This window comes from Micromonospora sp. CA-248212 (assembly GCF_050948405.1).
GTDB lineage: Bacteria > Actinomycetota > Actinomycetes > Mycobacteriales > Micromonosporaceae > Micromonospora.
Genome location: NZ_CP192023.1, coordinates 5,664,714 through 5,687,659 on the forward strand (window position 1 = coordinate 5,664,714; position 22,946 = coordinate 5,687,659).

Genomic DNA, 22,946 nt, shown 5'->3' on the forward strand with positions numbered 1-22,946 from the left:
TCGGGATCGACCGGGGTGGCGTCGCGGCCCGGGGGACGAGCACGGCGGCGCGGGGACGGGTCGACCAGAAGTGGCGCGTCGGGGCCCGGGGGACGGACGACGACGCGGGGGGACGGATCGGAGCTGCCCTGGCTCCAACCACCCGACGCGAGGCTCCCGCGATCGAGGAACGCACTCACCCTAACCGATCCGACGCCGCTATGGAAGCGCTCCCAACACTGCTGGCGAGCCCGCCACGCACGCAGGTCCGCAGGGTGGCCCCACCCGCATCGGGTGAGGACGGGTAACCCGCCCGGCCGGCAGGATCGGACCTCGGCGGGCCGGTCACGGCCAACACCCGGTCCGCCAGGCACGCGAGCGGATGGGAGGGGCAGATGGCCATCGCGACGATCACGCGCACCGACCAGGACATCCAGTCCGCCGTCCTCGACGAGTTGACCTGGGAACCCCGGGTGCAGCCACACGAGATCGGCGTGACCGTGGCCGAAGGCGTCGTCACGCTGAGCGGACGGGTGGACAGCTACGCGAAGAAGTGGGCCGGCGAACGGGCCGCGCACCGCGTCGCCGGTGTCCGGGCGGTCGCCAACGACCTGACCGTGCAACTGGCCGGCAGCGACGAACGCGCCGACCCGGACCTGGCCGGCGCGGCCAGCGACGCCCTGGAGTGGGACGCGTTCGTACCCATCGAGAAGCTCCAGGTCACCGTCTCAGCCGGGTGGGTGACGCTGCACGGTGAGGTCGAGTGGGAGTACCAGCGCCGGGCCGCCGAACGAGCGGTGTGCCGGCTGACCGGCGTCCGTGGGGTCAGCAACGGCATCACCGTCCAGCCGAACGCGACGCCGGACGGCGTGAACCTGGCCGGGAAGATCGTGGACGCGCTGGCCCGGGCCGGCGCCACCGAGGCCGAGCGGATCACCGTCCGGGTGCACGGCGACACGGCGGTGCTCGCCGGGTTGGTGCACTCCATGCCCGAACGCGCCGAGGTCGAGCAGGTGGCCTGGTCCGCGCCGGGCATCCGGGAGGTCCAGAACCACATCGCGGTCGCGCCGGTGCTGCGCTGAGCGCGGGTACCACCCGGGACGGGTGAGTCCGTCTCACCCGTCCCGGCGGCAGGCTGGTGGCATGAGTGATCCGAACGGGCTGATCCAACCCGGGCACCCCGCCCCCGGCTTCACCCTGGCAAGCACTCCGGACGGGCGTCAGACCGGCCCCGAGCAGTTCCGGGGTCGGCCGGTAGTCCTGGTCTTCTATCCCGCCGACTGGAGCCCCGTCTGCGGTGACCAGATGTCGCTCTACCAGGCGGCGGCGCCGGTGTTCGAGCAGTACCAGGCCATGGTGCTGGGCATCTCGGTGGACAGCATCTGGTCGCACCGGGCGTTCGCCGAGAACCAGGGCATCACCTTCCCGCTGCTGTCCGACTTCGAGCCCAAGGGTGAGGTGTCCCGCCGGTACGGCGCGTACACCCCGCGGGGCGAGTCGGCCCGCGCGCTGGTGGTGCTCGACCAGGCCGGGACGGTGGCGTGGAGCTACCTGTCGGCCCCCGACGTCAACCCGGGCGCGGACGGGATCTTCGACGCGCTGGACAACCTGACCAACGAGCGGAAGGTGATGGCCCGATGACCACGCCACTGCAGGTCACCGCGCGGCTGCGCGAGCCGCTGACCGTCGAGGACCACGTCCGCGGGCCGTCCGACGCCGCGGTGACCATCATCGAGTACGGCGACTTCCAGTGCCGGTTCTGCGGTGCCGCGTACCCGAACCTGCACGAGCTGCTGCGCCAGCGCGCCGACACGGTACGGCTGGTCTACCGCTACTTCCCCATCGCCAATGTCCACCCGTACGCCGAGCGGGCCGCCGAGACGGCGGAGGCCGCCGCGGCGCGCGGCAAGTTCTGGGAGATGCACGACTGGCTGTACGAGCACCAGGACCAGTTGGACCCGGTGCACCTCTCGCTCGGCGTCGAGCAGCTCGGGCTGCCGACGGACGAGGTGAACGGCGAGGTGGACCGCCGGACGTACGCCGACCGGGTACGCCGGGACTTCGTGGGCGGGATCCGCAGCGGGGTCAACGGCACGCCGACCCTGTTCGTCAACGACGTCCGGCACGACGGCGGGTACGACCTGCCCGACCTGCTGGCCGCCGTGGACGCGGCGGCGAACGCCTGACCCGCTCCGCCGCTCAGATCAGCCGCAGCTCGCGCGCCCGCCGGACCGCCTCGCGCCGGCGGGTCGCGCCGAGTTTGCGGTAGATGTTGCGCACGTGCGTCTTGACCGTGTTGACCGACAGCGACAGCTCGCCGGCGATCTCCACGTTGGACAGGATGCTCTGCAGGTACCGCAGGATGGTCAGCTCCCGCTCGGTGAGCGGCTCGTCGAGCAGGCCGCCCGGCTCGACCGCCGGCCGGGCGGCGCCCTCCTCGACGCCCCGGACCAGGTCGCCGACCAGCGGGAAGTGCGCGGTGCCCGCGTCGAGGTGGGCGGCCAGCAGGTCCCGGACCGACGGTTGTGCCCGGGTGAACGCCCGACGGGAGCCCTGCGGGCCGGCCAGGTCGAGCACCTGTTCGAGGACCCGCCTGGCCCGTCGTCCGTCCCCGGCCCGTTCGGCGAGCACCGCCTCCAGCAGCCCGGCGTCCAGGCGTACCGACAGGGGCCAGGCTGCGGCCGGCGGCCCCTGCCAGTCCGGTAGGGCCCGCCCGGCGGCGCCGAGGTCGCCGGCCCGCAGCTCGACCCGGGCCAGGGCCACGTCGAGCGCCGGGGTGGCCGGGTCGCCGGCGACGTCCGCGAGCAGGTCCCGGGCGGCGTCCAGGTCGCCCCGCTCGGCGCGGGCGTCGGCCTCGGCGGCCCGGAGCAGACTCGACAGTTCGGCGGCGGCCGGCTCGTCGGGCAGTGCCTCGCGCGCGCCCACGAGCAGCCGCTGGGCGGCGGCCGGGTCACCGGCGTCCCGGGCCAGACTCGCGCGGCACAGCGCGAGGACCGCCGCCGCCACCGGCTCGTCGCCGGGCTCGTCGGTGGCCGGTGCGGCCAGCGCGAGGTTCGCGGCGACCTCCTCGGGCTGGTCGCGGTGCAGGGCCACCACCGCCAGGGCCAGGTACGCGTAGCCGCAGTCAAGCCGGCAGGACCAGCCCCGGCAGGGCGGCATGCCCAGCGCGTCGTGCGCCGCCTGCTCCGCCGCACGCAGGTCACCGCGCACGGCGAGCAGTAGCGCGGTGCGGCTGGCGGCGACCAGCTCGGTACGCGGCCGGCCGGCCTCCCGGGCCGCCGCCCGGGCCCGGACGAACCGGGCGTCGGGCAGCCCGCCGGCGGACATCCCGACCAGGCCCAGCGCGGTCCCGGTGAACGCCCGCAGGTCGGCGTCCCCGGGCCCCGAGGCGTCGGTCAGCGGCCCGGCGGGCGGGCCGTCGGGTGAGCCGGCGGTCGGGGCGGCCCTCGGGCGGGTGCGCAGCAGTCGGGCTGCGGCCGCACGGGTCTGCGGCAGGTCACCGGCGAGCCGGGCCAGGGTCAGCTCCAGCGCGGTCGCCAACCGCAGGAACCGGTCCCGCCGTGGCGTCGGCAGCGCGTCCGCGTACGACGCGGCGGTGCACAGGTGGCCGGTGGCGGCGCTCAGGTCGCCGGCGTACGCCCGCTCGGCGGCACTGGCGAGGGCCACCTCCGGATCGGCCTGGACCGCCTCCGGGGGCGCAGCGGGCGGCGTCGGGCCACCGACCGGATCGTGGTCGTAGCGGGTCAGCTCCGGCCAGTGCGCGACGAACAGCTCGGCGGCCAGGTCCCAGCGGCCGGCGGCGAGGGCGTGCCGGAGGCCGTCGGCGGGTCGGCCCGCGCCGGCGTACCAGTCGGACGCCCGCGCGTGCAGCTCCCGCACCTCGTCGCCGGGCAGCCGGGCCAGCTCGGCGCGGAGCAGGTCGGCGAGCAGCGGGTCGCAGCGGTACCAGGGTGGTCGGCTGTCCTCCCGGCGTAACAGGCCGCCCGCCCCGGCCAGGTTTGCCAGCGCCTGCTCGGCGTCCGCGCGGCCGGTCAACGCCTCGGCCAGCTCGGCGCAGACGCTCTCGGCGAGGACCGTACGACGCAGCAGGTCCCGATCGGCCGGGTCGATCGCGTTCAGCACCTCCTCCTGCAGGTAGCCGGCGATCTCCGGCTGGTCGCCGCCGAACTGCCCCACCCACCGTTCCGGGTCGGGCTGGCCGCGCAACGCCAGCGCGGCGATCCGCAGCGCGGCCGGCCAGCCTCCGGCGCGCTCGCGAAGCCGGTGTACGGCGGCGGCCGGCAGCGGCGCACCGTGCGCGGTCAGCAGGTCGGCCACCTCGTCGTCGGTGAAGGCCAGCTCGTCCGTGCCGACCTCGGTCAGCTCGCCGGCGAGGCGGAGGCGGTGCAGGGCCAGTGGCAGCCCGGCCCGCGCGCCGACCACCAGGCGCAGCCGCTGCTCGGAGTGCCGCAGCAGGAACTCCAACCCGCTCAGCGCGGCCGGGTCGGTGATCCGGTGCAGATCGTCCAGGACCAGCAGTACGGGTCGTTCGGCCGCGGTCAGCCCGGCCGCCAGCAGTTCCAGCTGGTCGGGGCGCGGCGGGCCGGTCGGCAGGGGGGCGACCAGGTCGTCGTCCACCGCGCCGGTGGCCGTGCGCAGGGCCGCCGCCAGGTACGCCCACAGCCGGTCGCCGTCGTCGCCGACCTCCACCGAGACCCACGCCGGCGATGGCGCGTCCTCGGGTTCGGTCAGCCGTACCCAGGAGGCGAGCAGGGTCGTCTTGCCCCACCCGGCGGGCGCGACAACCAGGGTGACCGGCCCGGCGCTGCCCTCGTCGAGGCGGCGCAGCAGGCGCGGCCGGGCCACCACCGGCTCGGGCGGCACGGTCGGCGTCAGCCGCGACGACAGCAGCGGACGCTGCTCCCCCGGCCGCACCGCCGCCGTGCCGACCCGTGCGGAATCCTGCTGTTCCGGCACCCGGCCCCCACCCCCACCGCCCGCGTTCCGCCCCCCGGTCGGCGAGCGGTTACCCGGCGGGGGCCGGTTCACCCCTTCCGGGCGAGCCCGCTTCACCCGGGCCCGACCGACGATCGGGGGACGTGGACCGGGAGGACCGATGGGACGCAGGAGACGGCTGGCACGGGCGGGATCGGCCCTCGGCGGTGGCGCGTTGGCCGGGGCGGCACGGCTGCTGCGCGTACCCCGGTGGCGTGGCCGGTCCGGCGCGGACCGCGACCTCACCGCGGCCGGGTGGGAGGTCGTGACCGTGGATCGACCCCCGGGGCAGGTGCTTCCCGACGGCCGGTGGCCGGAGCCGTTGCGCCGCCTGGACGGCGTGGTGGAGGTGCGGGTGCGACCGGCGCCGGGGGACCGGGGCACCGAGTTGGCCGCCCGGCCACTGGCCCGTGCCGCCGCGACGGCCGGCCTGGCCGCCCACCTCGTCGGCGACGATCCGCGCCTGCTGGTGCGGCGGACCCTGCGCCAGGTGAAGCAGCGCGCCGAGGCCGGCGAGGTGCTGCGTGCGGACCGTTCGGCGCTGGACCGCCCGAGGGCCCCCGGGTGAGGGCGCTGTGCTGGGTGGCCGCCGACGAGCTGGCGGTACGCGAGGTGCCCGACCCGGAGTTGCGCAACGAGCGGGACGTCATCCTCCGCGTCCGCCGCAGCGCCACCTGCGGGGGTGACCTGCCTCTGCTGGCGGGACGGGACCCGCTGCTGCGCACCGGTGACGTGCTGGGGGCCGAGTTCGTGGGCGAGGTGGTCGAGGCCGGGCCGGCGATCCGGCGGCACCGGATCGGCGACCGGGTGGTGGTCGGCGCGGGCGTGGCGTGCGGCGGCTGCTGGTACTGCCGCCAGGGGCGGCACTCGTGCTGCGACAACGCCGCCGTCGACGTGCCGAGCGTCGATCCGGGCTGGGAACGTCCGGACGCCGGCTGCTTCGGTCGGCCCCGGGCGGCGGGCGGCTTCGCCGGTGGGCACGCCGAGTACGTGCGGGTGCCGTACGCCGACGTCGGCGCGTTCCGGGTGCCGGACGCGGTCGACGACGACCGGGCGCTCTTCGCCGCCGACGCGGCGCCGACCGGTTGGCTCGCGGCCGAACTGGGTGAGGTACGACCCGGCGACGTGGTGGCGGTCTGGGGGCCGGCGCGGTGGGCCAGTTGACCGCCCACGCCGCCGTGCTGCGGGGCGCGGCCCGGGTGCTCGTCGTCGACCGGTACGCGGAGCGCCTGCGGATGGCCGAACGGCACGCCGGGGCGGAGCCGCTGGACTACCGCCGGGCCGATGTGACGGCCGAGCTGCGCGAGCGCAGCGGTGGGCGGGGCCCGGACGTGTGCGTGGTCGCGGTCGGTCCGCCGCCGCCCCGCTCGGTCGTCGACCGGTTGGCCGGCGGCGGCCGCCCGGACCCGGTGCGCGAGGCGGTGCACGCCTGCCGCAAGGACGGCGTGGTGGTGGTGCTCGGCGGCACCGACGGGTCCGTCGACGGGTTCGCCCTGGGCACGGTCACCGACAAGCGGCTCACAGTGCGCGGGGCCCGCCGGCCGGACCTGCGGGACGTACCGATGCTGCTGCACCGGATGGCCCGCGACGAGCTGCGGACCGAGCACCTGGCCACCCACCGGTTGCCGCTCGCGGACGGCCCCTCGGGGTACGCGCTGTTCGCCGACCGCGCCGACGGCTGCGTCCGGGTCGTGTTCACGCCGTGACCCGCCCTCGCCGGATCGGCGCGCGACGATGACCGGTGGCAGACTCGGAGGATGACTGGCGAGCGGGCGTACGACGTGGTGCTGTTCGGCGCGACCGGCTTCACGGGCGGGCTGACGGCCGAGTACCTGGCCCGGCACGCGCCGCCCGGGTTGCGCTGGGCCCTGGCCGGGCGGGACCCCGGTCGCCTGGCCGCCGTGCGGGACCGGCTCGCCGCGATCGAACCCGCGCTGGTCGACCTGCCGCTGCTGCACGCCGACGTGGGCGACGCCGGGTCGCTGCGGGTGGTGGCCGAGAGCGCCCGGGTGGTCGCCAGCACCGTCGGGCCGTACGTCCACCACGGCGAGCCGCTGGTCGCGGCCTGCGCCCGCGCCGGCACCGACTACCTGGACATCACCGGCGAGCCGGAGTTCGTCGACCTGATGTACGTCCGCCACCACGCCGAGGCGACCCGCACGGGCGCCCGCCTGGTGCACGCCTGCGGGTTCGACTCGGTCCCGCACGACCTGGGCGTCTGGTTCACCGTCAAGCACCTGCCGGCCGGCGAACCGATCACCGTGGACGGTTACGTGCGCGCCGGCGCCCGGTTCTCCGGTGGCACGTACCATTCCGCGCTCACCGCCTTCGCCCGGACCGGGCAGGCCAGCCGGGCCGCCCGCGCCCGCCGGGCGGTCGAGCCGCGTCCCACCGACCGCCGGGTCCGCGCGGTGCCCGGCCGGCTGGCCCGCTCGGCGGAGCTGGGCAGCTGGACCGTGCCGCTGCCCACCATCGATCCGCAGGTGGTCCGCCGGTCGGCCGCGGCCCGCCCGGAGTACGGGCCGGACTTCCGCTACCGGCACTTCGCGGCGCTGAAGCGGCTGCCGACGGTGCTCGTCGGCGCGGTGGGGCTCGGCGCGCTGATCGGCCTGGTGAAGGTGCCGCCCACCCGGCGGTGGCTGCTCGGGCGGCTCGCCTCCGGGCAGGGGCCCAGCGCGCAGCAGCGGGCGTCGTCCTGGTTCCGGGTCCGGTTCGTCGGCACCGGGGGCGGGCAGCGCGTGGTCACCGAGGTCGCCGGCGGCGACCCGGGCTACGACGAGACAGCCAAGATGCTCGCCGAGTCGGCGCTCTGTCTGGCGCTCGACGACCTGCCGCCGACCGCCGGCCAGCTCACCCCGGTCACCGCGATGGGCGACGCGCTGCTCGACCGGCTGGTCCGCGCCGGGCTCACCTTCCGGGTGCTGAAACGGGACGAGGTCGCAGCCGGCTCGTCGGCGGCGGGAGCGACGCGCGATGCGGCGGCCGGAGCGACGCGCGACACGGCGGCGCGTGGGACCGGGCCGGCCGCTTGACCCTCGACCAGGTCGAGGGGGCAGGATGCCCGACGTGGTGAGCGACCTGCACAGCATCGGCGAGTTGGCCCGCGCCAGCGGCCTGACCGTCAGCGCGCTGCGCTTCTACGACTCGGCGGGCGTGCTGACGCCGGCCCTGGTCGACCCGGTGACCGGCTACCGCTGGTACACCGACGCGCAGGTCGCCCCGGCCCGGCTGGTCGCCGGGCTGCGCCGGGTCGGTATGCCGGTGCCCGACATCGCCGCCGCCGTCCGCGCCGAGCCGGCCGAGGTGCACCGGCTGCTCGACGCGCACCTGCGCCGGCTGACCGACGGGCTCGCCGACGCACGCCGTGAGATCACGCGGCTGCGTACCCTGGTCGATCCGGGCCCGGCCGTGGTGACCACGCTGCTGCTCTCCCCCGCCGAGCTCACCGCCGCGCTCGACGCGGTGCGCTTCGCCGTCGGCGTCGACCCGGAGCTGCCGGCCCTGTCCGGGGTGCTGCTCGACGTCGAGCCGGACGCGGTGCGGTTGGTCGCCACCGACCGGCACCGCCTCGCGCTGGCCCGGGCCGGGGCCGCCGTCGACGGGCCGCCGGTGCGGGTGCTGCTGCCGGTGGACCTCGTCGACCGGCTGCGCCGGCTGCTGGACACCGACGACGGGCCGGTACGAATGACGGTGGCCGGGCCTGAGCTGCGGGTCATGGCGGCCGGCCGGACGCTCACGGGCGTCGCCCTGCCGTACGACTTCCCGGACTACCGGCGGCTGCTGCGCGAGGCGGTCGGCGCGCGGCCGGCCGCGTACCGCATCCCGGTGGACGTGGTGGCCCTGCGCGCCGCGCTGCGCGACCCGGCCGCACCCACGCTCGCCCGCGAGTACGCGGGCACGCCGCTGGCGGTCTCCGTCCTGGGCCTCGACGAGGCGGGTGGCCTGCGGCTGCTGCACCCCACCGAGCTGACCGGGCTGCCCGCCGATCCGAACGGCGAGCTGCGGTTCGGGGTGAACGGCGCGTACCTGCTCGACGCGCTGGACGCGGCCGGCGGCCCGCAACTGGTGCTGGAGCTGGACGGGCCGATCGCCCCGCTGGCCGTACGCCGCCCGGACGACGAGGACACCTTCTCCGTCCTGATGCCGATCCGGTTGTAGAAACCCCTCGCGCTCCCCGTCCCCGGGTGGAAACGTGCGCGACGGTAACATCTGATGGTTCACCAGTGAACCCCGGACGGAGGCGTACGGAGCAGCATGCTCGACATGGAGTTGATCCGGAAGGATCGCGAGGCGGTGGCGACCGCGCTGGCGAAGCGACTGGATCCCGCCGAGGTCACCCGATCCCTGGACGAGATCCAGCGGCTCGACCAGGAACGCCGCGCCCTGATCACGGAGATCGACGCCGAGCGGCAACGCCGCAAGGCCGAGGCCCGGGCGTACGCGCAGGCCAAGCGCGCCGGCACCGAGCCGCAGGTCTCCGCCCCCGAGGCGGAGCGCAAGCAGCTCGCCGACCTGGAGTCCCAGTTGGACGAGGTGCAGGCCCGGCTGCGCGACGCGATGAGCGAGCTGCCGAACCTGCCCGCCGACGACATCCTCCCCGGCGGCAAGGAGGCCAACCGGGTCGTCAAGACCTTCGGTGAGCCACCGGTGATCGAGAAGGTCCGCGACCACGTGGAGCTGTCCCGGGCGCTCGGTCTGGTCGACTACGAGCGCGGCGTCAAGCTCGGCGGCTCCGGCTTCTGGATCTACACGGGTGTCGGTGCCCGGCTGGAGTGGGCGCTGCTCAACTACTTCGTCGACCAGCACATCAAAGCCGGGTACGAGTTCCTGCTCCCGCCGCACCTGCTGCTCGACTCGGCCGGGTTCGCCGCCGGCCAGTTCCCCAAGTTCTACGACGACGTCTATCACCTGGACGCCGCCTCCGCGCCGCGTGGGCAGTTCCTGCTGCCCACCTCGGAGACGGCGATCCTGGGCGCGTACCAGGACGAGATCCTGGAGACCACGAAGCTGCCGTTGAAGGCGTTCGCGTACACGCCGTGCTACCGCCGCGAGTCGGCCGGGTCGCACTCGGACGAGCGCGGCACGGTGCGCGGGCACCAGTTCAACAAGGTGGAGATCTTCCAGTTCACCCTGCCAGAGCAGGCGGACTCGGCGCTGGAGGAGATGCTCGCCCACGCCGAGAGCCTGGTTGAAGGGCTGGGCCTGCACTACCAGCGCACGCTGCTCTCGGCCGGCGACGCCAGCGCCTCGATGAAGAAGACCCTCGACATCGAGGTGTGGATGCCGAGCACGGGCAAGTACAAGGAGGTCTCGTCGGTCTCCTGGGCCGGCGACTACCAGGCGCGTCGGGCGGCCATCCGCTACCGCGAGCCGGGTGGCAAGCAGACCCGCTTCGTGCACACCCTCAACGGCTCCGCCCTGGCCACGAGCCGCCTCTTCCCGGCCATCCTGGAGCAGTACCAGCAGGCCGACGGCAGCGTCCTGGTCCCCAAGGTCCTCCAGGACCGTCTGGGCACCGACCGGCTGACCCCCCTGCGCTGAGTCAGTCGGCGGCGGGGCTGGTGCGATCCGCACCAGCCCCGCCGTCGTTTGTTCGAACTTTCAGGCGGCGAACACCTCCACGGAGGTCAGCCGGGCGTCACCGGGCTGCCAGTCGGCGACCGCGACCGCCAGGTACCGCGCGGAGGACGTGGTCGTGACGGTGGTCTCGGGCTTCGGCTTCGGCACCGAGGCGACCGTCTTGTAGCCGAGTCCGTCGGCCGAGGTGGCCACGGTGATCGGCCGCCGCCGACCGGGCGTCCAGGTCAGGCGGACCGAGGCCAGTTCCCGCGACGATCCGAGGTCGATCACCATTCGGCCGTTCGGGCCCGGTTGCCAGGCGGTCCCCGGGTCGCCGTCGACGGCGGCCGACGGGTCGGTCATGCCGGCCGGCAGCGGTGACGTCGGGTAGGTCGTCCGAGACCGGGCCAGGTCGCTGGTCGGCGTCACCGTTGCGCCCGCGAACGCGACGTCCTTGCTGTGTCCGGCGGGAACCGTCAGCCGCTGGCGGGCGCCGCCGGCCGCGGACTCCACCTGCACCTTCACGATGTGCCCGGCGGGCGCGGTGACTCGGACCTGGTGCGAGTCGGTGACGTCGAACCGGGTACCGGCGGGAATCGCCTTCTCCGGCTGTGCCGCGGTCACGGTGAAGCGGGGCGGCTCGACGCGTGCGGTCGCGGCGGCAAGGTCGACCTGGTAGGTCGTGGTCCCCGATCCGGTGACCTGGCTTCCGTGGTACAGCCGCAGCGTGGCGGGCTGCGAAAGCGTGACGGCCGCCGCCGTGATGGCGCTGTCGGACAGGTTGAACAGGCTCAGGTATCCGTCCGCGTCACTCACCCGCAATGCCTCCGGACCGCCGCCGGGCAGGGTTCGCGACGCCGCGGCGGCCAGGGCCGGCCGGCTCGCGCCCGCGTACCCCTCGATGATCAGCCGGGTGCTGCCGGTGGCCGGCCCGCTGGACAGGGTGACGGTGGTGGCGGTCACGGTGATCGGGTTCTGCGCGTTGTGGACCACCAGACCCGCTCGTCCGTCGATGTCCAGCCAGGAGCCGGCGATGGTGGGGCTGTCCGGCACCGCCGCCGCGTCGCTCCAGTCGGAGCCGTCGAGAGAGGTCTGGATGACGTAGCGGGTGCCGTACGCGGACTCCCAGTCCAGGCGTACGCCGCTGATGTCGATCGGCTCGCCGAGGTCGACGGCGAGCCAACTGTCCACGCGGGCGCGTTCCTCCCGGGCGACCGCCCAGCGGGTGCCGGGATTGCCGTCGGTCGCCCGCGCCGCGGGGTAGGCGGGGTCGGCGGACGAGGCCGTGGCGGTCCGGCCGGCGGCGCGGTCGACCCCACCGGCGTCGAGCACGGCGAAGGTGAACAGCGAGTAGCCGTACTGGGTGGCGGGGGAACGGCCGAGCATCCGCACGTACCGGGCGGAACGAGACGCGAAGCTGATCTGGTCGGTTCCACCGTCGCCGACGCCCGATTGTCCGGCCAGGGTGACGGATCCCTGTTCGCCGGTGAAGGTACGGGTGCCGGTGAGCCCGGGTACGCCGGGCATGTCCAGGTTGAACAGGGTGAGCGTGCCCTCGTCGGCACTGATGCCGGTGGTGGCGTACACGACCGTACCGGTGGGTAGCGTGACGTATCCGGCGGTGCCGTCGGCGACGCGCAGAACGGTCGCCGTGGCGTCGACACCGTCCCGGGCCACGGTGTACGCGGCGGAGGTACGGCCGAGGACCGGCGCGGACTGCCTCGGCAGCAGCGAGGCGGCCCGGGTGTCGAACAACCAGTTGTCGTGGGCGGGCGCCCACTGGAACGAGACGAATCCGGTCTTGCTGACCGCCGCGGCGAACGCGGCCGGGGTTTGTTGGGCGGTCAGCCCGGCCTGCTCCCCGAAGTCCCGGGTGCCCGCAGCCGCCGCGAAGAACGTGGTGCTGGCGACCGGCTGGACCACGCCGCCGTTGGCTGCCCGCCAGGAGTGGAACAGGTAACTGATCGCGATCTCGGCCCGGGCCTCGGGCTCGTACTTCGGCTCGCCGCTGAACTTGGTGAGCCGATTCTCGGGTGGGTAGTTCAGGTAGGGCATGAGCCGGTCGGCGAGGTCCGCCTCGGCCCGGGCGGCGTGTCGGTCGCCCTGAACCTGCGCGAGGAAGGCCAGCGGTAGGACATCACGGCCGTACAGGTGGTAGCGGTCCGCGACCATCGGCATGAAGGGTTCGCCGGCGTCGCTGGCCAGCAGCCGCATGGTCCGCCACAGTTGGTCGCCGCTGGGCTGCCGGGTGAGTGCCTCGGGAAGCGGTTGGCCGGCGGTCAGGAAGTGCGCCGCGGTACGACCCCCGGTGCGCCACAGTTCTTCCTGGTAGTGCGGGCCGAAGGAGCCGTGGTTCTCGACGAGGAACGTGTCGTGGATGTTGTGGGCGGTGTTCCAGTCCGCGATCGCCCGCCCGTCGACGACGGCGGGGTTGGCGCGGTCGGCTGCCGGTAGTCCGGTCGCGTTGAGCGTCCACATCGAGAACCGCTCGCGCCACGCCGCGGCTGCGGGGTCGTCCGGCGCCCAGGCCAGGCCGGGAGCGATCGCCTGTGCGTAGACCCCCATCTCCTCGAGCTTGGTGTCACCGATCCAGCCACCGGTGCGGCCGTTCGGCGTCCAACTGCCACTCAGTGGGTCGTTACCGGTGCCGAGGGAGTGGGCGTACGCGGCCTGTCCCCGGGCGATGCGGTCGACGTTGGTGCGGGTCACCTCGTCCAGGTCGGACCAGAGCAGTCGGGCGGCCAGGACGAAGTACAGCTCGAAGGTGCTGTCCCAGAAGAGCTGTCGGCCCCACTCGGTGCCGCCGGCGAGCCGGTTGGTGGCCGCGAACCGGCGGATGGTGGCGATGGTACGGGCGTGCAGCGTGTCCCGGTCGACGCCGGCCGCCGCCGGGTCGTACCCGGGCGAGATGAGCAGAACGGCGTTACCGAGGACGACCGCGAACCTGAAGTCCGCGAGGCGGTACGCGTTGATCGCCGGATCCCACTGCTCCTCGGCCCACCGGGTGTGGGCGAGCAGCAGCGAGTGGTAGGTGTGGGCAACCGGGCCGGTGGCCGCGGCCGGTGGCGTGGGGGCGGCCGACGCGGCCTGGGCGGCGGCGGGTCGGGCGATGGCGAGTCCAGCGCCGATGGCGCCGCCGAGGATGAGCAGCCGCCGCCTGCTCAGCTCGAATTCGGAGATACGCATGGTGGCCCTTCGGTGGTGACAACGTTGTCAGCCAGGCTCCGACGATCGCTTCCGGATGTCAAGACCCATACCCCCCCGCGCGCTAGACCAGCTCACCCCGCCGATCTTGCACTTGCTGTCGTCTCGATGCCCCGATCCGCGTCTTTTGGGGCGACAGAAAGTGCAAGATCGCGGGCATGACGGCGGGAGCGCGCGGTGCGGGCTGCCAGGAGGAGCAGCGCTGCCAGGGTGGCCAGGAGCACCGCCGGGCCCAGGGTGTCGACGGTGTTCGACAGGGCGTGCTGCACCTGCGCGGCTGCTTGGATGACCGGGTCTTCGAGGGCTTCTCGCCGGCCGGCGGCCAGCCGTAGCTCGTACCAGCCGTACCAGGCGACGTAGCCGCCCGCCAGCAGCAGAACCAGGCCGCTGAGCCGGGGCACCAGCGCGCCCGCGACGCGCAGCCGGGCCACCAGCGAATCGCGCAGCAGCGCCACCCCGACCGCGGCGACCGCGACCACCAGACCCATCCCGAGGGCGTACGCGCCGAACAGCGCCAGCCCACGCCCGGTCGAGCCGGCCTGGAGGCTCGTCACCACGATGGCCAGAAAGGGCGCGATGGCGCACCCCAGCGAGGCCAGCGCGTACGCCGCCCCGAACAGCGCCATCGACGGCCACGACCTGGTCAGCCGGGGCGCCCGAGCGGTCCAGCCCGGCGCGGGCAGTCGCCGGCCGGCGAGCAGCCAGCAACCGGCCGCCACCAGCAGCAGCCCGAGCACCACCGTCAGCCACGGCAGCCGGGGTCGCAGCCAGCCGGCCAGCGGCGCGAGCGCCAGACCGAAGGCGCCGAAGACCACCACGTACCCCAGGGTGAGCCCGGCCGCCGCGGTGAGCGCGCGGCCGACCGCGCCGCGGGCGTCCGACGCTCCGGCGACCAACAGTGAGAGGTACGCGGGCAGCAACGCGAATCCGCACGGGTTGACCGCGCCGAGCATGCCGGCGGTCAGCGCGAGCAGCAGCGGGCCGGTCACGCCCCGGCCAACGCGCTAACCCGGGCGGTGAGTGACTCACCGTCAAGGAAGCCCTGGTGGACGACCTTGCCGTCGCGGTCGATGATCACGAAGATGCTCTGTTCGGTGACCTTGAACCGCTTCCAGAGCACGCCCTTGCGGTCGTCGATCTGGGGCATGTCGCCGAGGTCGAACTCGGTGACGAAGTTCTTCATGTCGCGCTGCTCGCCCAGCCCGGCGACGCCGACGATCGGCACGGTGTCCCGATACTTCGGGGCGATCTCGGCCACCGTCCAGGCCTGGCTGGCGCAGGTGGCGCACCACGGCGCCCAGAACCAGAGCACCACCGGTCGGCCGGCCAGTCGCGTCGCGTCGAAGGCGCTGCCGGCGAGGGTCGTGCCGGTGAAGCGCAGGGTGTCCGGGACCGGGGCCGCCGGGGCCGACGACGCCCCGGCCGAGGGGGTCGGGGAACTGGTCGGGGCCGGCGCGGTCCCGGCGGCGGCAGCGTCGGGCGGCACCGTGCCGGTACAGGCCGTCGTGGCGAGCAGGGCGGCGACGAGTACTGCTGCCGCCGCCGGCCCGATCCGCTTGCGCATCCGTGCTCCTCCACAGTCGTAAGGAAGGGCCCCTTGCTATACACGAGGCGGTAAAAAGGTGCCGTTCCTTACTCGGCCTTGGCGAGGCGCAGGGCGAGTTCCGGGCAGACCTTGACCGCCTTGAGGGCGCCCTCGCGCAGCCACGTCGGCACGGGCGTGGCGGGGAAGGCGGGGTAGCCGTTGGCGTCGAGCCGGATGAAGTCCGGCACCACGTGCGCGCAGAGGCCGTGCCCGTCGCAGCGGGACCAGTCCAGGGTGAGCTTCTGCGGGTTCGGGTCGGGTGCGCCGGGCAGCCCCATGACGCCCTTGACCCGCCGACCGCAGCCGTCGCCGGTGCTGTGCAGCCGCAGGTCCTCGGCGAAGACCTCGATCGCCGAGAGCGCGAACCGGGCCGTACCGTCGGGGTGGCTGCATGCTCCCCGGCCCTTGACCTCGCCCGCGGCCGCGCGGACGACGTCGGCCGGTTGGCTGCCGGCAACGGCCAGGTCGACCGCGCGGGCCAGGTCCGGCAGGCCCATCTTGCACGGGCCGCACTGGCCGGCGGACTCGCCGGCCAGGTAGCGCACCACCTGCGCGGCCTCCCCGAGCGGGCAGGTGTCCACGCCGATCGGAATGATGATGCCCGCGCCCAGGGTGCCGCCGACCGCGGCCAGGCCCTGGCGGGAGACCTCGGCCTTCTCGGCCGCCTCGGCGGTGATCCACTTGCCGTGGTAGCCGCCCATCAGGATGCCCTGAACGTCCGGGACCTCGCACAGGTCGAGGACGTCGCGCAGCGGCATGCCGGCGGTGCACTCCACCACGGCCGGCCGGGCCGCCGCGCCGGTCACCGTGAGCAGCACGGTGCCCGGCTCGTCGTCGGTGCCGAGGGCCGCGTACTCGTACGGGCCGAGTCGCGCGCCGACCGCGAGCTGGGCGTACGTCTCGGCGTTGGACAGCAGGGTGGGCAGGCCACTGACCCCGGAGTCGCTGGAGCGCTTCTTGGTGCCGGGCGGAATGTGCGGCAGCCCGTTGATCCCGTTGACCAGGGCGCCGCCCTCGCCGGAGATGAACCGGTGCGGCACGGTGACGATGGTGGTCGGCACCGGCATCCGGCGCTCGTCGAGGGCCTCCATCAGCGAGTCCCGGCCGACCCCGTCGTCCGCCACGCCGATGACGATCTCGTCGGCGTCCAGCGCGTACGCGGCCAGCGCCGCGCCGTCGAGGACCAGGTGCGGGGCGCGGGTCAGCAGCACCTTGTCCTTCCAGCTCGCCGGCTCGCCCTCGGTGGCGTTTACCACCACCACCGCGGAGAGGTCCTGCCGCTCGCACGACTCCAGCACGGCGCGCATCTTGCGGGCGAACGGGAAGCCCGCGCCGCCCTTGCCCTTGAGCTGCATGCCCTCGGCGAGCCGGAGCAGTTGCGCCGGCTCCATCGGGCCGATCGGTCCGTGCACCTCCTCGTGCGCGGCCAGGTCGAGGCGTCCGAACTCGGCGAACCCGGCGGTCAGTCGAGGCTCACCGACACAGGCCACCGGAGGCACGGTCGTCCGCATCACTTGGCCTCACCCCGCAGACCCGCCCAGTACGCCCCGTCCACGGCGTCCGCGCTGGCCTTGCGGCGCTTGGCGGACCGGCCCTCGGCCCGCCGCGCGCGACGAGATGCCAGGTCGACCAGGGTCGGGGTGTCGTCGACGGGCGGCGGAACCTCGTCGGGGACGTACCGGGCCGGCGGGCGCCAGTAGTCCGGCTCCTCCGGCAGGTCGTCCTCCGCGCTGTGCCGGCCGCTGCCGCTGCGCGGCGCCGCCGAGATCGGACCGGCCGAGATCGGGCTGCTCGAGATCGGGCCGGCCGAGATCGGCTCGACCGAGACCGGACCGGCCGAGATCGGCTCGGCGGCCTGCCAACGGCGCGGGCTGTCCCACGGCTCTTCCGGCTCGTCGGTGGCCCGCCGGGGCGGGGCGGAGTACCGGGTGCCCTCGTCCTCGGTGCGGGACCGTCGTCCGCTCCGCTCGGCCGCCGGCTCCTCGGCCCGCCGCCGCCGGGTGGGGGCGGTCTCCTCGTCCCGGTCGCGGCTGCGCGACGCGCGCCGCCGGGTCACGGGCTCCATCTCCTCCTCGTCGTTGCGGCGGGCGGAGCGGCGGGTCGCCGTCGTCTCCATCTCTTCGCGGCGGTCCTGCCGGGCGGCGGGCTCCTCGTCGCGGCGACGGCGACTCGGCCGGACCGGCTCGACCAGCGAACCGGGCTCGGGCACCACCGGAACGGTGAACCGCTCGGGGTCCCGCCGCCGCGGACCGGTCGGCGCCGTCCACGTGGCGGTGGTGGCCTCCGCCCAGGCCGGACGCTTGTCCTCGCTCTTCTCGCGGCGGCGACCCAGGCCGGCCAGCAGCGAGCGTCCACGGCCCTCGTCGGTGGCCCGTCCGGCCATCGCCGCGTTGCGCACGGCGGCCTGCTGCTGCTCGCGACTGCGCCGGCCGATGGTGACCGAGAGCCGCACCAGCAGCGCCAACACGACGAGCAGGACGCACGCGAAGTAGCTGAGGACCACCCAGGACGCCGCGGCCCGACCGGCGTTGAGGCCGTGGAAGATCGCGAACGGCCAGGCGAGGTAGGCGGCGGAGTGCAGCGTGCGCCACAGCCACTTCGGACCGACGCCGGCGAAGCGGGCCCGGATGATGCCGGTCCAGATCACGCTGACCATGAGCAGGGCGGCCACGGTGCCGAGGCCGACGTAGAGCCCTCGGCCACCGATGAACGGCACGAGTGAGTCGGTCGCCGCGGCCCGACCGGTGGCGATCTTGGTGAGCACGTGGAAGACCAGTCCGGCCGTACCCAGGACGCCGGTGGCGCGGTGCGCGGACTGCATCAGCACGCGGTGCGAGATGTTCAGCACCAGCCGGTCGGTGGCGAGCAGTCCCAGCATCACGGTGAGACTCAGCGACACCAGGGCGATCACGCCCGCGAAGAACTCGGTGAAGAAGAAGCCGTACGCGTACGCCATCTGACCGGCGCCGGTCAGCATGGTCGCCGCCCAGAAGGCGGCGAGCAACGAGGCGATCAGCATCGTCGTCGCCGAGCGGGACCGCGTCCGCACCCCCCGACTGCTGGTGCTGGTCCGGACCTCGGCGGCCTTCTGGTTCTGCTTTGCCCGGGCCATCTGCTCCTCGATCGTCTCGCGGCGGCGTACCACCGGCCGACCCCTGCTCCCCCATCCAGTACGGACCGGCGGCGCGCGCGGATCACCCGGGGGGAAAAAAATTCTGGGCCGCCATCGAACCAAGTGACGTCCCGGTGCGTTGTGCACGCTCCCCGCACGTGGCAGGCAGTGACGCAGGTCCATGCATTGACAGTCCTTGCAACACGCTTGTAACCTTTCGGCAAATTTTCAGCACGTATTGCAAGATCCGAGCAGCCCTGTGCTCCCCCGGCACCACCACCCCCACCCCCGCTCCCGTCAGGAGTCCCGATGCGCCAACGTCGACGCGGCTCGGCGATCCTCGCCCTCGGCCTGGTCGCCAGCCTGTTGGTTCCCCTCACCGCGACGGCGTCCCCGGCCGCCGCCAGCCCGTCCGGCGCCAAGAAGGTCATCGTCCAGCTCTTCGAGTGGAACTGGCCGTCGGTCGCCAGCGAGTGCCAGAGCACCCTTGGCCCCAAGGGCTACGGCTACGTGCAGGTCTCGCCCCCGCAAGAGCACGTGCGGGGCAACCAGTGGTACATGGCGTACCAGCCGGTCAGCTACCGGATCGAGTCCCGCAAGGGCACCCGGGCGCAGTTCCAGTCGATGGTGAACACCTGCCACGCGGCCGGCGTCAAGGTGATCGTCGACGCCGTCATCAACCACATGTCCGGCCAGGACAACGGCGGCACCGGTTGGGCCGGCTCGTCGTACGCGCACTACGACTACCCGGGCATCTACCAGACCCAGGACTTCCACCACTGCGGACGCAACGGCGGCGACGACATCGCCAACTACAACGACCGGTACGAGGTGCAGAACTGCGAGCTGGTCAACCTGTCCGACCTCAAGACCGAGTCGGACTACGTCCGTACGAAGATCGCGTCGTACCTCAACGACCTGCTGTCCCTCGGTGTGGACGGCTTCCGGATGGACGCCAGCAAGCACATGCCGGCCGCCGACATCGCCGCCATCAGGAGCAAGCTGTCCCGCTCGGCGTACGTCGTGCAGGAGGTCATCTACGGTGCCGGCGAGCCGGTCCAGCCGACCGAGTACACCGGCAACGGCGACGTGCACGAGTTCCGCTACGGCAAGGACCTGGCCCGGGTGTTCCGCTCCGAGCGGCTCGCCTACCTGAAGAACTTCGGCGAGGGCTGGGGGCACCTGCCCTCCGGCTCGGCCTCGGTGTTCGTGGACAACCACGACACCCAGCGCGACTCCAGCGGCGTGCTGACCTACCGCGACCGGGGGATCTACGCCCTCGCGAACGCCTTCATGCTGGCCTGGCCGTACGGGTCGCCGACCGTCATGTCCAGCTACACCTTCAGCGACCGGGACGCCGGCCCGCCCTCGGACGGCAGCAACAAGACTCTCAACACCACCTGCTACTCGGGCTGGGAGTGCGAGCACCGTTGGCCGGTGATCGCCAACATGGTCGGCTTCCGCAACGCCACCGAGGGCGCCGGCGTGGCCAACTGGTACGACAACGGCAACAACCACATCGCGTTCAGCCGCAGCGGTAAGGGCTACGTCACCGTCAACGACGAGGACGCCGCGGTGAACGGCCGCTCGTACTACACCGGACTACCCGCCGGCCGGTACTGCGACGTCATCCACGGCACGTACGCGAACGGATCGTGCAGCGGCCCGGTGATCACCGTGGACGGCAACGGTTGGTTCGCCGCGAACGTGCCGGCGCACGACGCGGTGGCCATCCACATCGGCGCGCGGCTCTGACCGACTCCCGGGGCCTCCAGGCGGCGGGTATCGCCGAACCGGGGGCCCCGGACCGTTCACCGCCCTAGAGTGGTTTAGTGCCGTTTGACCGAATGTCCCCGTACCGTCGTCGCGCCGGCTGGATCGTCGGCGCGGTCGCCGTACCCGTGCTGCTGGTCGCCGCGCTGCTGACCGGCCAGGCTCTCACCCCACGCTCGACGGCCCCCGACGACCAGAACGCGGCGATCGCCGACCCGACGCCGAGCAGCGTCGAGCAGAGCCTCCAGGAGTCGGTCCCGCCGGCCGCGCCCGCTCCGGACGGGCTGCCGGTGCTCGACTACGACCCCGCGCCCAGGGGCTTCCCCGCCGACCCGGCCACGATGGACACCACGCCACTGGCCGAGGGCGTGCACCCGACCCGGCGGATCGCCGCGTACGACGCTCCCGGTGGCCGGCCGCTGGCCTTCGTCGAGCCGACGCTCGCGGGGGCCGAGCTGACCGTGCCGATCGCCCAGCGGCGGGCCGGCTGGACGGCCGTCCTGCTGCCGTCGGCGAACCGGCAGCTCGCCTGGCTGCCGCCGGGCGGGTTCGACACCGTGGCGCTGCGCGACCAGATCGTGGTGGAGCGCAGGGCACACCGGCTGACCTGGTACCGGGCCGGCAAGGCGGTGCGCTCCTGGAAGACGAGCCTCGGCCAATCGGGGCAGGAGACGCCGCTCGGGCGCACCTTCATCCTGGGCCGCACCCCGCCACCCGAGGAGGTCTACGGCGGCGTGGACATCTACGCCCTCGGCTCGGTGCCGGACGACCCGGAGGCGGTGCCGACCGGGCTCAGGGGCGCGCACATCGGCCTGCACACCTGGCAGAACGACGACGAACTGGGCGAGAACACCACCAACGGCTGCATCCGGGTGACCCGCAGCGGTCAGCGGGAACTGCTCGCCGAGGTTCGGCCCGGCAGCAGCCTGGTGGTCGTCGACCAGCTCCCCACCCCGCCGTCGACCGCCTGAGCCGGGCCGCTCAGTCGCCGAGCAGCCACCCGTTCTGCTCGGCGATGTGCACGGCCGCGGCGCGGTTGCGGGCACCGGTCTTGCCGATCGCCGCCGACAGGTGGTTACGCACCGTCCCCTCGGACAGGTGCAGCGTCTTCGCCAGTTCGGCGACCGCGCCGCCGCCCCGCGCCGCGCGCAGCACCTCGGTCTCGCGCTCGGTCAACGGGCTCGTCCCGGTGGCCAGGGTCTCCGCGGCCAGCGTCGGATCCACCACCCGCAGTCCGGCGTGCACCCGGCGGACGGCGTCGGCGAGCTGCCGGGCCGGGGTGTCCTTGACCACGAAGCCGTTCGCGCCGGCCTCCATGGCGCGACGCAGGTAGCCGGGCCGACCGAACGTGGTCACCACCAGCACCCGGCAGGCCGGCAGAGCGGCCCGCAACGCGGCGGTGGCGGCGATCCCGTCCAGGCCGGGCATCTCCACGTCCAGCAGGGCCACGTCGGGCGTGTGCCGCAGGGCCTCGGACACCACCTCGTCGCCCCGGCCCACCTCGGCCACGACGGTCAGGTCCGGCTCCAGCGACAGCAGCGCGGCCAGCGCGCCACGCACGAGCGCCTGGTCGTCGGCGAGCAGCAGCCGGATCGGCGTGGACGGGCCGCTCACCGGGCCTCCGCCGGGGCGTGCACCCGCAGCAGGAAACCGGTGCCGTCCCGCCGCCGACCCACGGTCACCACGGCATCCAACCGGCGGGCCCGCTCCCGCAGGCCCACCAGCCCGTACCCGGCGGCGTCGACGTCCGGCGTGGACGGTCCCCGACCGTCGTCGCTCACCTCGACCCCGTCCGGGCGGACCCGGATCGTGCAACACCGCGCCCCGCTGTGCCGGACCACATTTGTCACCCCTTCGCGTACCGTCCACCCGAACAGCCGGTCCCACTCGGGCGGCAGCTCCGGCATCTCGGCCGGCAACTCCGCCGCGATGCCCGCCGCGGCGAGGGCGGATCGCGCGCCGGCCAACTCCCCGGCGAAGGTGACCTCCCGGTACGCCCCGACGGTCTGCCGCACGTCGGCCAGCGCCGCCCGCGCCAGCTTCTCCACCTCGGCGATCTCGGCGGCCGCCCGGACGGTGTCGACCTCGATCAGCCGCCCGGCCAGCTCGGCCTTGATCGCCACCACGGTCAGCGAGTGCCCGAGGATGTCGTGCAGGTCGCGCGCGGCGCGGGCCCGCTCCTCGGCGACCGCGAGCCGGCCGATCTCCTGCTGCGCGGCCTGCAACTCGCTGTTGCGCTGGGCCAGCCCGGACACGCCGAACATTGCGAACGAGGCGAGCAGCACCGCGAAGACGATGCCGTTCTCCGCCTCCCACCCCGGCACCAGCCGGGACGCCAGCGCGGGGGTCACGGCGCAGAGCGCCACGGTGGCCAGCGCCTCCGACAGCGGCAGCAGGAACACCCCCGCCGCGGCCACGTAGACCAGGGTCGCCAGCCAGTCGCCGCCGGTGCCCGGGATGCTGGCCAGGCCCACCCCGAGCAGCACCAGCAGGCCCAGACGTGCTCGCCCCGCCGGAATCGGCAGCAGCAGCCGACGCAGCCGACGGGCCCACTGGAACAGCAGCACGTAACCCAGTCCGAAGACGACGAGGGCGGTCACTCCGACGAACCGCCGCCACGGCTCCGACTGGTGCAGCGCGGTGGAGATCGGCACGTTGAGGAAGAACAGCCACACGGCGGCCAGCAGCCAGCCGATGTACCGCCAGTGGCGGTTCATCGGCTGGGGCTGCCCCGTCGGGAGGTCCATCGGGTTCACGCTA

17 protein-coding genes and 1 pseudogene are annotated in these 22,946 nt (G+C 74.0%); 10 read left to right on the forward strand and 8 right to left on the reverse strand.

Annotated features, from left to right (window positions below; translation table 11 throughout):
* Positions 1 to 374 precede the first annotated feature (374 nt).
* The 3 genes from ACQP03_RS26525 to ACQP03_RS26535 all read left to right on the forward strand — a co-directional run bounded on the left by ACQP03_RS26525 (position 375) and on the right by ACQP03_RS26535 (position 2,165).
* Complete coding sequence (locus ACQP03_RS26525; protein WP_357132449.1) at positions 375 to 1,061, forward strand: BON domain-containing protein; 687 nt, start codon at positions 375 to 377, stop codon at positions 1,059 to 1,061.
* Between the two features lie 61 nt (positions 1,062 to 1,122).
* Positions 1,123 to 1,620: a redoxin domain-containing protein gene (locus ACQP03_RS26530; protein ID WP_433458879.1), complete on the forward strand. Its 498-nt coding sequence runs from the start codon at positions 1,123 to 1,125 to the stop codon at positions 1,618 to 1,620.
* Positions 1,617 to 2,165 carry a DsbA family protein gene (locus ACQP03_RS26535; RefSeq protein WP_355051378.1) on the forward strand — a complete coding sequence of 183 codons (549 nt, stop codon included), beginning with the start codon at positions 1,617 to 1,619 and terminating at the stop codon, positions 2,163 to 2,165. Before ACQP03_RS26530 ends, ACQP03_RS26535 begins: the two co-directional genes overlap by 4 nt.
* Positions 2,166 to 2,178: 13 nt before the next feature.
* Here the strand turns inward: ACQP03_RS26535 and ACQP03_RS26540 are convergent, their stop codons facing one another.
* Complete coding sequence (locus tag ACQP03_RS26540; protein WP_433458882.1) at positions 2,179 to 5,007, reverse strand: LuxR C-terminal-related transcriptional regulator; 2,829 nt, start codon at positions 5,005 to 5,007, stop codon at positions 2,179 to 2,181.
* Between the two features lie 67 nt (positions 5,008 to 5,074).
* On the opposite strand from ACQP03_RS26540, the gene ACQP03_RS26545 reads away from it, so the two are divergent.
* The 5 genes and pseudogenes from ACQP03_RS26545 (at position 5,075) to serS (ending at position 10,494) form a co-directional block, all read left to right on the forward strand.
* On the forward strand, positions 5,075 to 5,521 hold the full coding sequence (locus ACQP03_RS26545; RefSeq protein WP_433458884.1) for a hypothetical protein: 447 nt from the start codon (positions 5,075 to 5,077) through the stop codon (positions 5,519 to 5,521).
* Positions 5,518 to 6,659, forward strand: a pseudogene (locus tag ACQP03_RS26550) (alcohol dehydrogenase catalytic domain-containing protein). The gene ACQP03_RS26545 and the pseudogene ACQP03_RS26550 overlap by 4 nt, the downstream one beginning before the upstream one ends.
* Positions 6,660 to 6,710: 51 nt before the next feature.
* Positions 6,711 to 7,985 (forward strand): saccharopine dehydrogenase family protein, encoded by a 1,275-nt coding sequence (locus ACQP03_RS26555; RefSeq protein WP_357393302.1) that lies wholly within the window; start codon positions 6,711 to 6,713, stop codon positions 7,983 to 7,985.
* 25 nt (positions 7,986 to 8,010) lie between these two features.
* On the forward strand, positions 8,011 to 9,111 hold the full coding sequence (locus tag ACQP03_RS26560; RefSeq protein ID WP_357393300.1) for a MerR family transcriptional regulator: 1,101 nt from the start codon (positions 8,011 to 8,013) through the stop codon (positions 9,109 to 9,111).
* A 96-nt stretch (positions 9,112 to 9,207) separates the two neighbouring features.
* On the forward strand, positions 9,208 to 10,494 hold the full coding sequence (gene serS, locus ACQP03_RS26565; protein WP_357132430.1) for a serine--tRNA ligase: 1,287 nt from the start codon (positions 9,208 to 9,210) through the stop codon (positions 10,492 to 10,494).
* A gap of 60 nt (positions 10,495 to 10,554) precedes the next feature.
* Here the strand turns inward: serS and ACQP03_RS26570 are convergent, their stop codons facing one another.
* The 5 genes from ACQP03_RS26570 to ACQP03_RS26590 form a co-directional block, all read right to left on the reverse strand.
* Complete coding sequence (locus ACQP03_RS26570) at positions 10,555 to 13,698, reverse strand: discoidin domain-containing protein (RefSeq protein ID WP_433458887.1); 3,144 nt, start codon at positions 13,696 to 13,698, stop codon at positions 10,555 to 10,557.
* A gap of 92 nt (positions 13,699 to 13,790) precedes the next feature.
* Positions 13,791 to 14,705 carry a cytochrome c biogenesis CcdA family protein gene (locus tag ACQP03_RS26575; RefSeq protein ID WP_357132424.1) on the reverse strand — a complete coding sequence of 305 codons (915 nt, stop codon included), beginning with the start codon at positions 14,703 to 14,705 and terminating at the stop codon, positions 13,791 to 13,793.
* On the reverse strand, positions 14,702 to 15,280 hold the full coding sequence (locus ACQP03_RS26580) for a thioredoxin-like domain-containing protein (protein WP_357132421.1): 579 nt from the start codon (positions 15,278 to 15,280) through the stop codon (positions 14,702 to 14,704). The genes ACQP03_RS26575 and ACQP03_RS26580 overlap by 4 nt, the downstream gene beginning before the upstream one ends.
* Before the next feature lie 68 nt (positions 15,281 to 15,348).
* Entirely contained in the window at positions 15,349 to 16,815 is a 1,467-nt protein-coding gene (locus ACQP03_RS26585) for an NADH-ubiquinone oxidoreductase-F iron-sulfur binding region domain-containing protein (RefSeq protein WP_433458889.1), read from the reverse strand.
* Positions 16,812 to 18,446 carry a hypothetical protein gene (locus ACQP03_RS26590; protein WP_357132414.1) on the reverse strand — a complete coding sequence of 545 codons (1,635 nt, stop codon included), beginning with the start codon at positions 18,444 to 18,446 and terminating at the stop codon, positions 16,812 to 16,814. The genes ACQP03_RS26585 and ACQP03_RS26590 overlap by 4 nt, the downstream gene beginning before the upstream one ends.
* A gap of 276 nt (positions 18,447 to 18,722) precedes the next feature.
* On the opposite strand from ACQP03_RS26590, the gene ACQP03_RS26595 reads away from it, so the two are divergent.
* On the forward strand, positions 18,723 to 20,168 hold the full coding sequence (locus ACQP03_RS26595; RefSeq protein ID WP_357393292.1) for an alpha-amylase: 1,446 nt from the start codon (positions 18,723 to 18,725) through the stop codon (positions 20,166 to 20,168).
* A 77-nt stretch (positions 20,169 to 20,245) separates the two neighbouring features.
* On the forward strand, positions 20,246 to 21,157 hold the full coding sequence (locus ACQP03_RS26600; RefSeq protein ID WP_357132408.1) for a L,D-transpeptidase: 912 nt from the start codon (positions 20,246 to 20,248) through the stop codon (positions 21,155 to 21,157).
* Positions 21,158 to 21,167: 10 nt separating this feature from the next.
* Here the strand turns inward: ACQP03_RS26600 and ACQP03_RS26605 are convergent, their stop codons facing one another.
* The gene (locus tag ACQP03_RS26605; RefSeq protein WP_357132405.1) at positions 21,168 to 21,800 is read right to left on the reverse strand and encodes a response regulator transcription factor; all 633 of its coding nucleotides are present in this window, start codon (positions 21,798 to 21,800) and stop codon (positions 21,168 to 21,170) included.
* Positions 21,797 to 22,933 carry a sensor histidine kinase gene (locus ACQP03_RS26610; RefSeq protein WP_357132402.1) on the reverse strand — a complete coding sequence of 379 codons (1,137 nt, stop codon included), beginning with the start codon at positions 22,931 to 22,933 and terminating at the stop codon, positions 21,797 to 21,799. The genes ACQP03_RS26605 and ACQP03_RS26610 overlap by 4 nt, the downstream gene beginning before the upstream one ends.
* Positions 22,934 to 22,946: the final 13 nt, after the last annotated feature.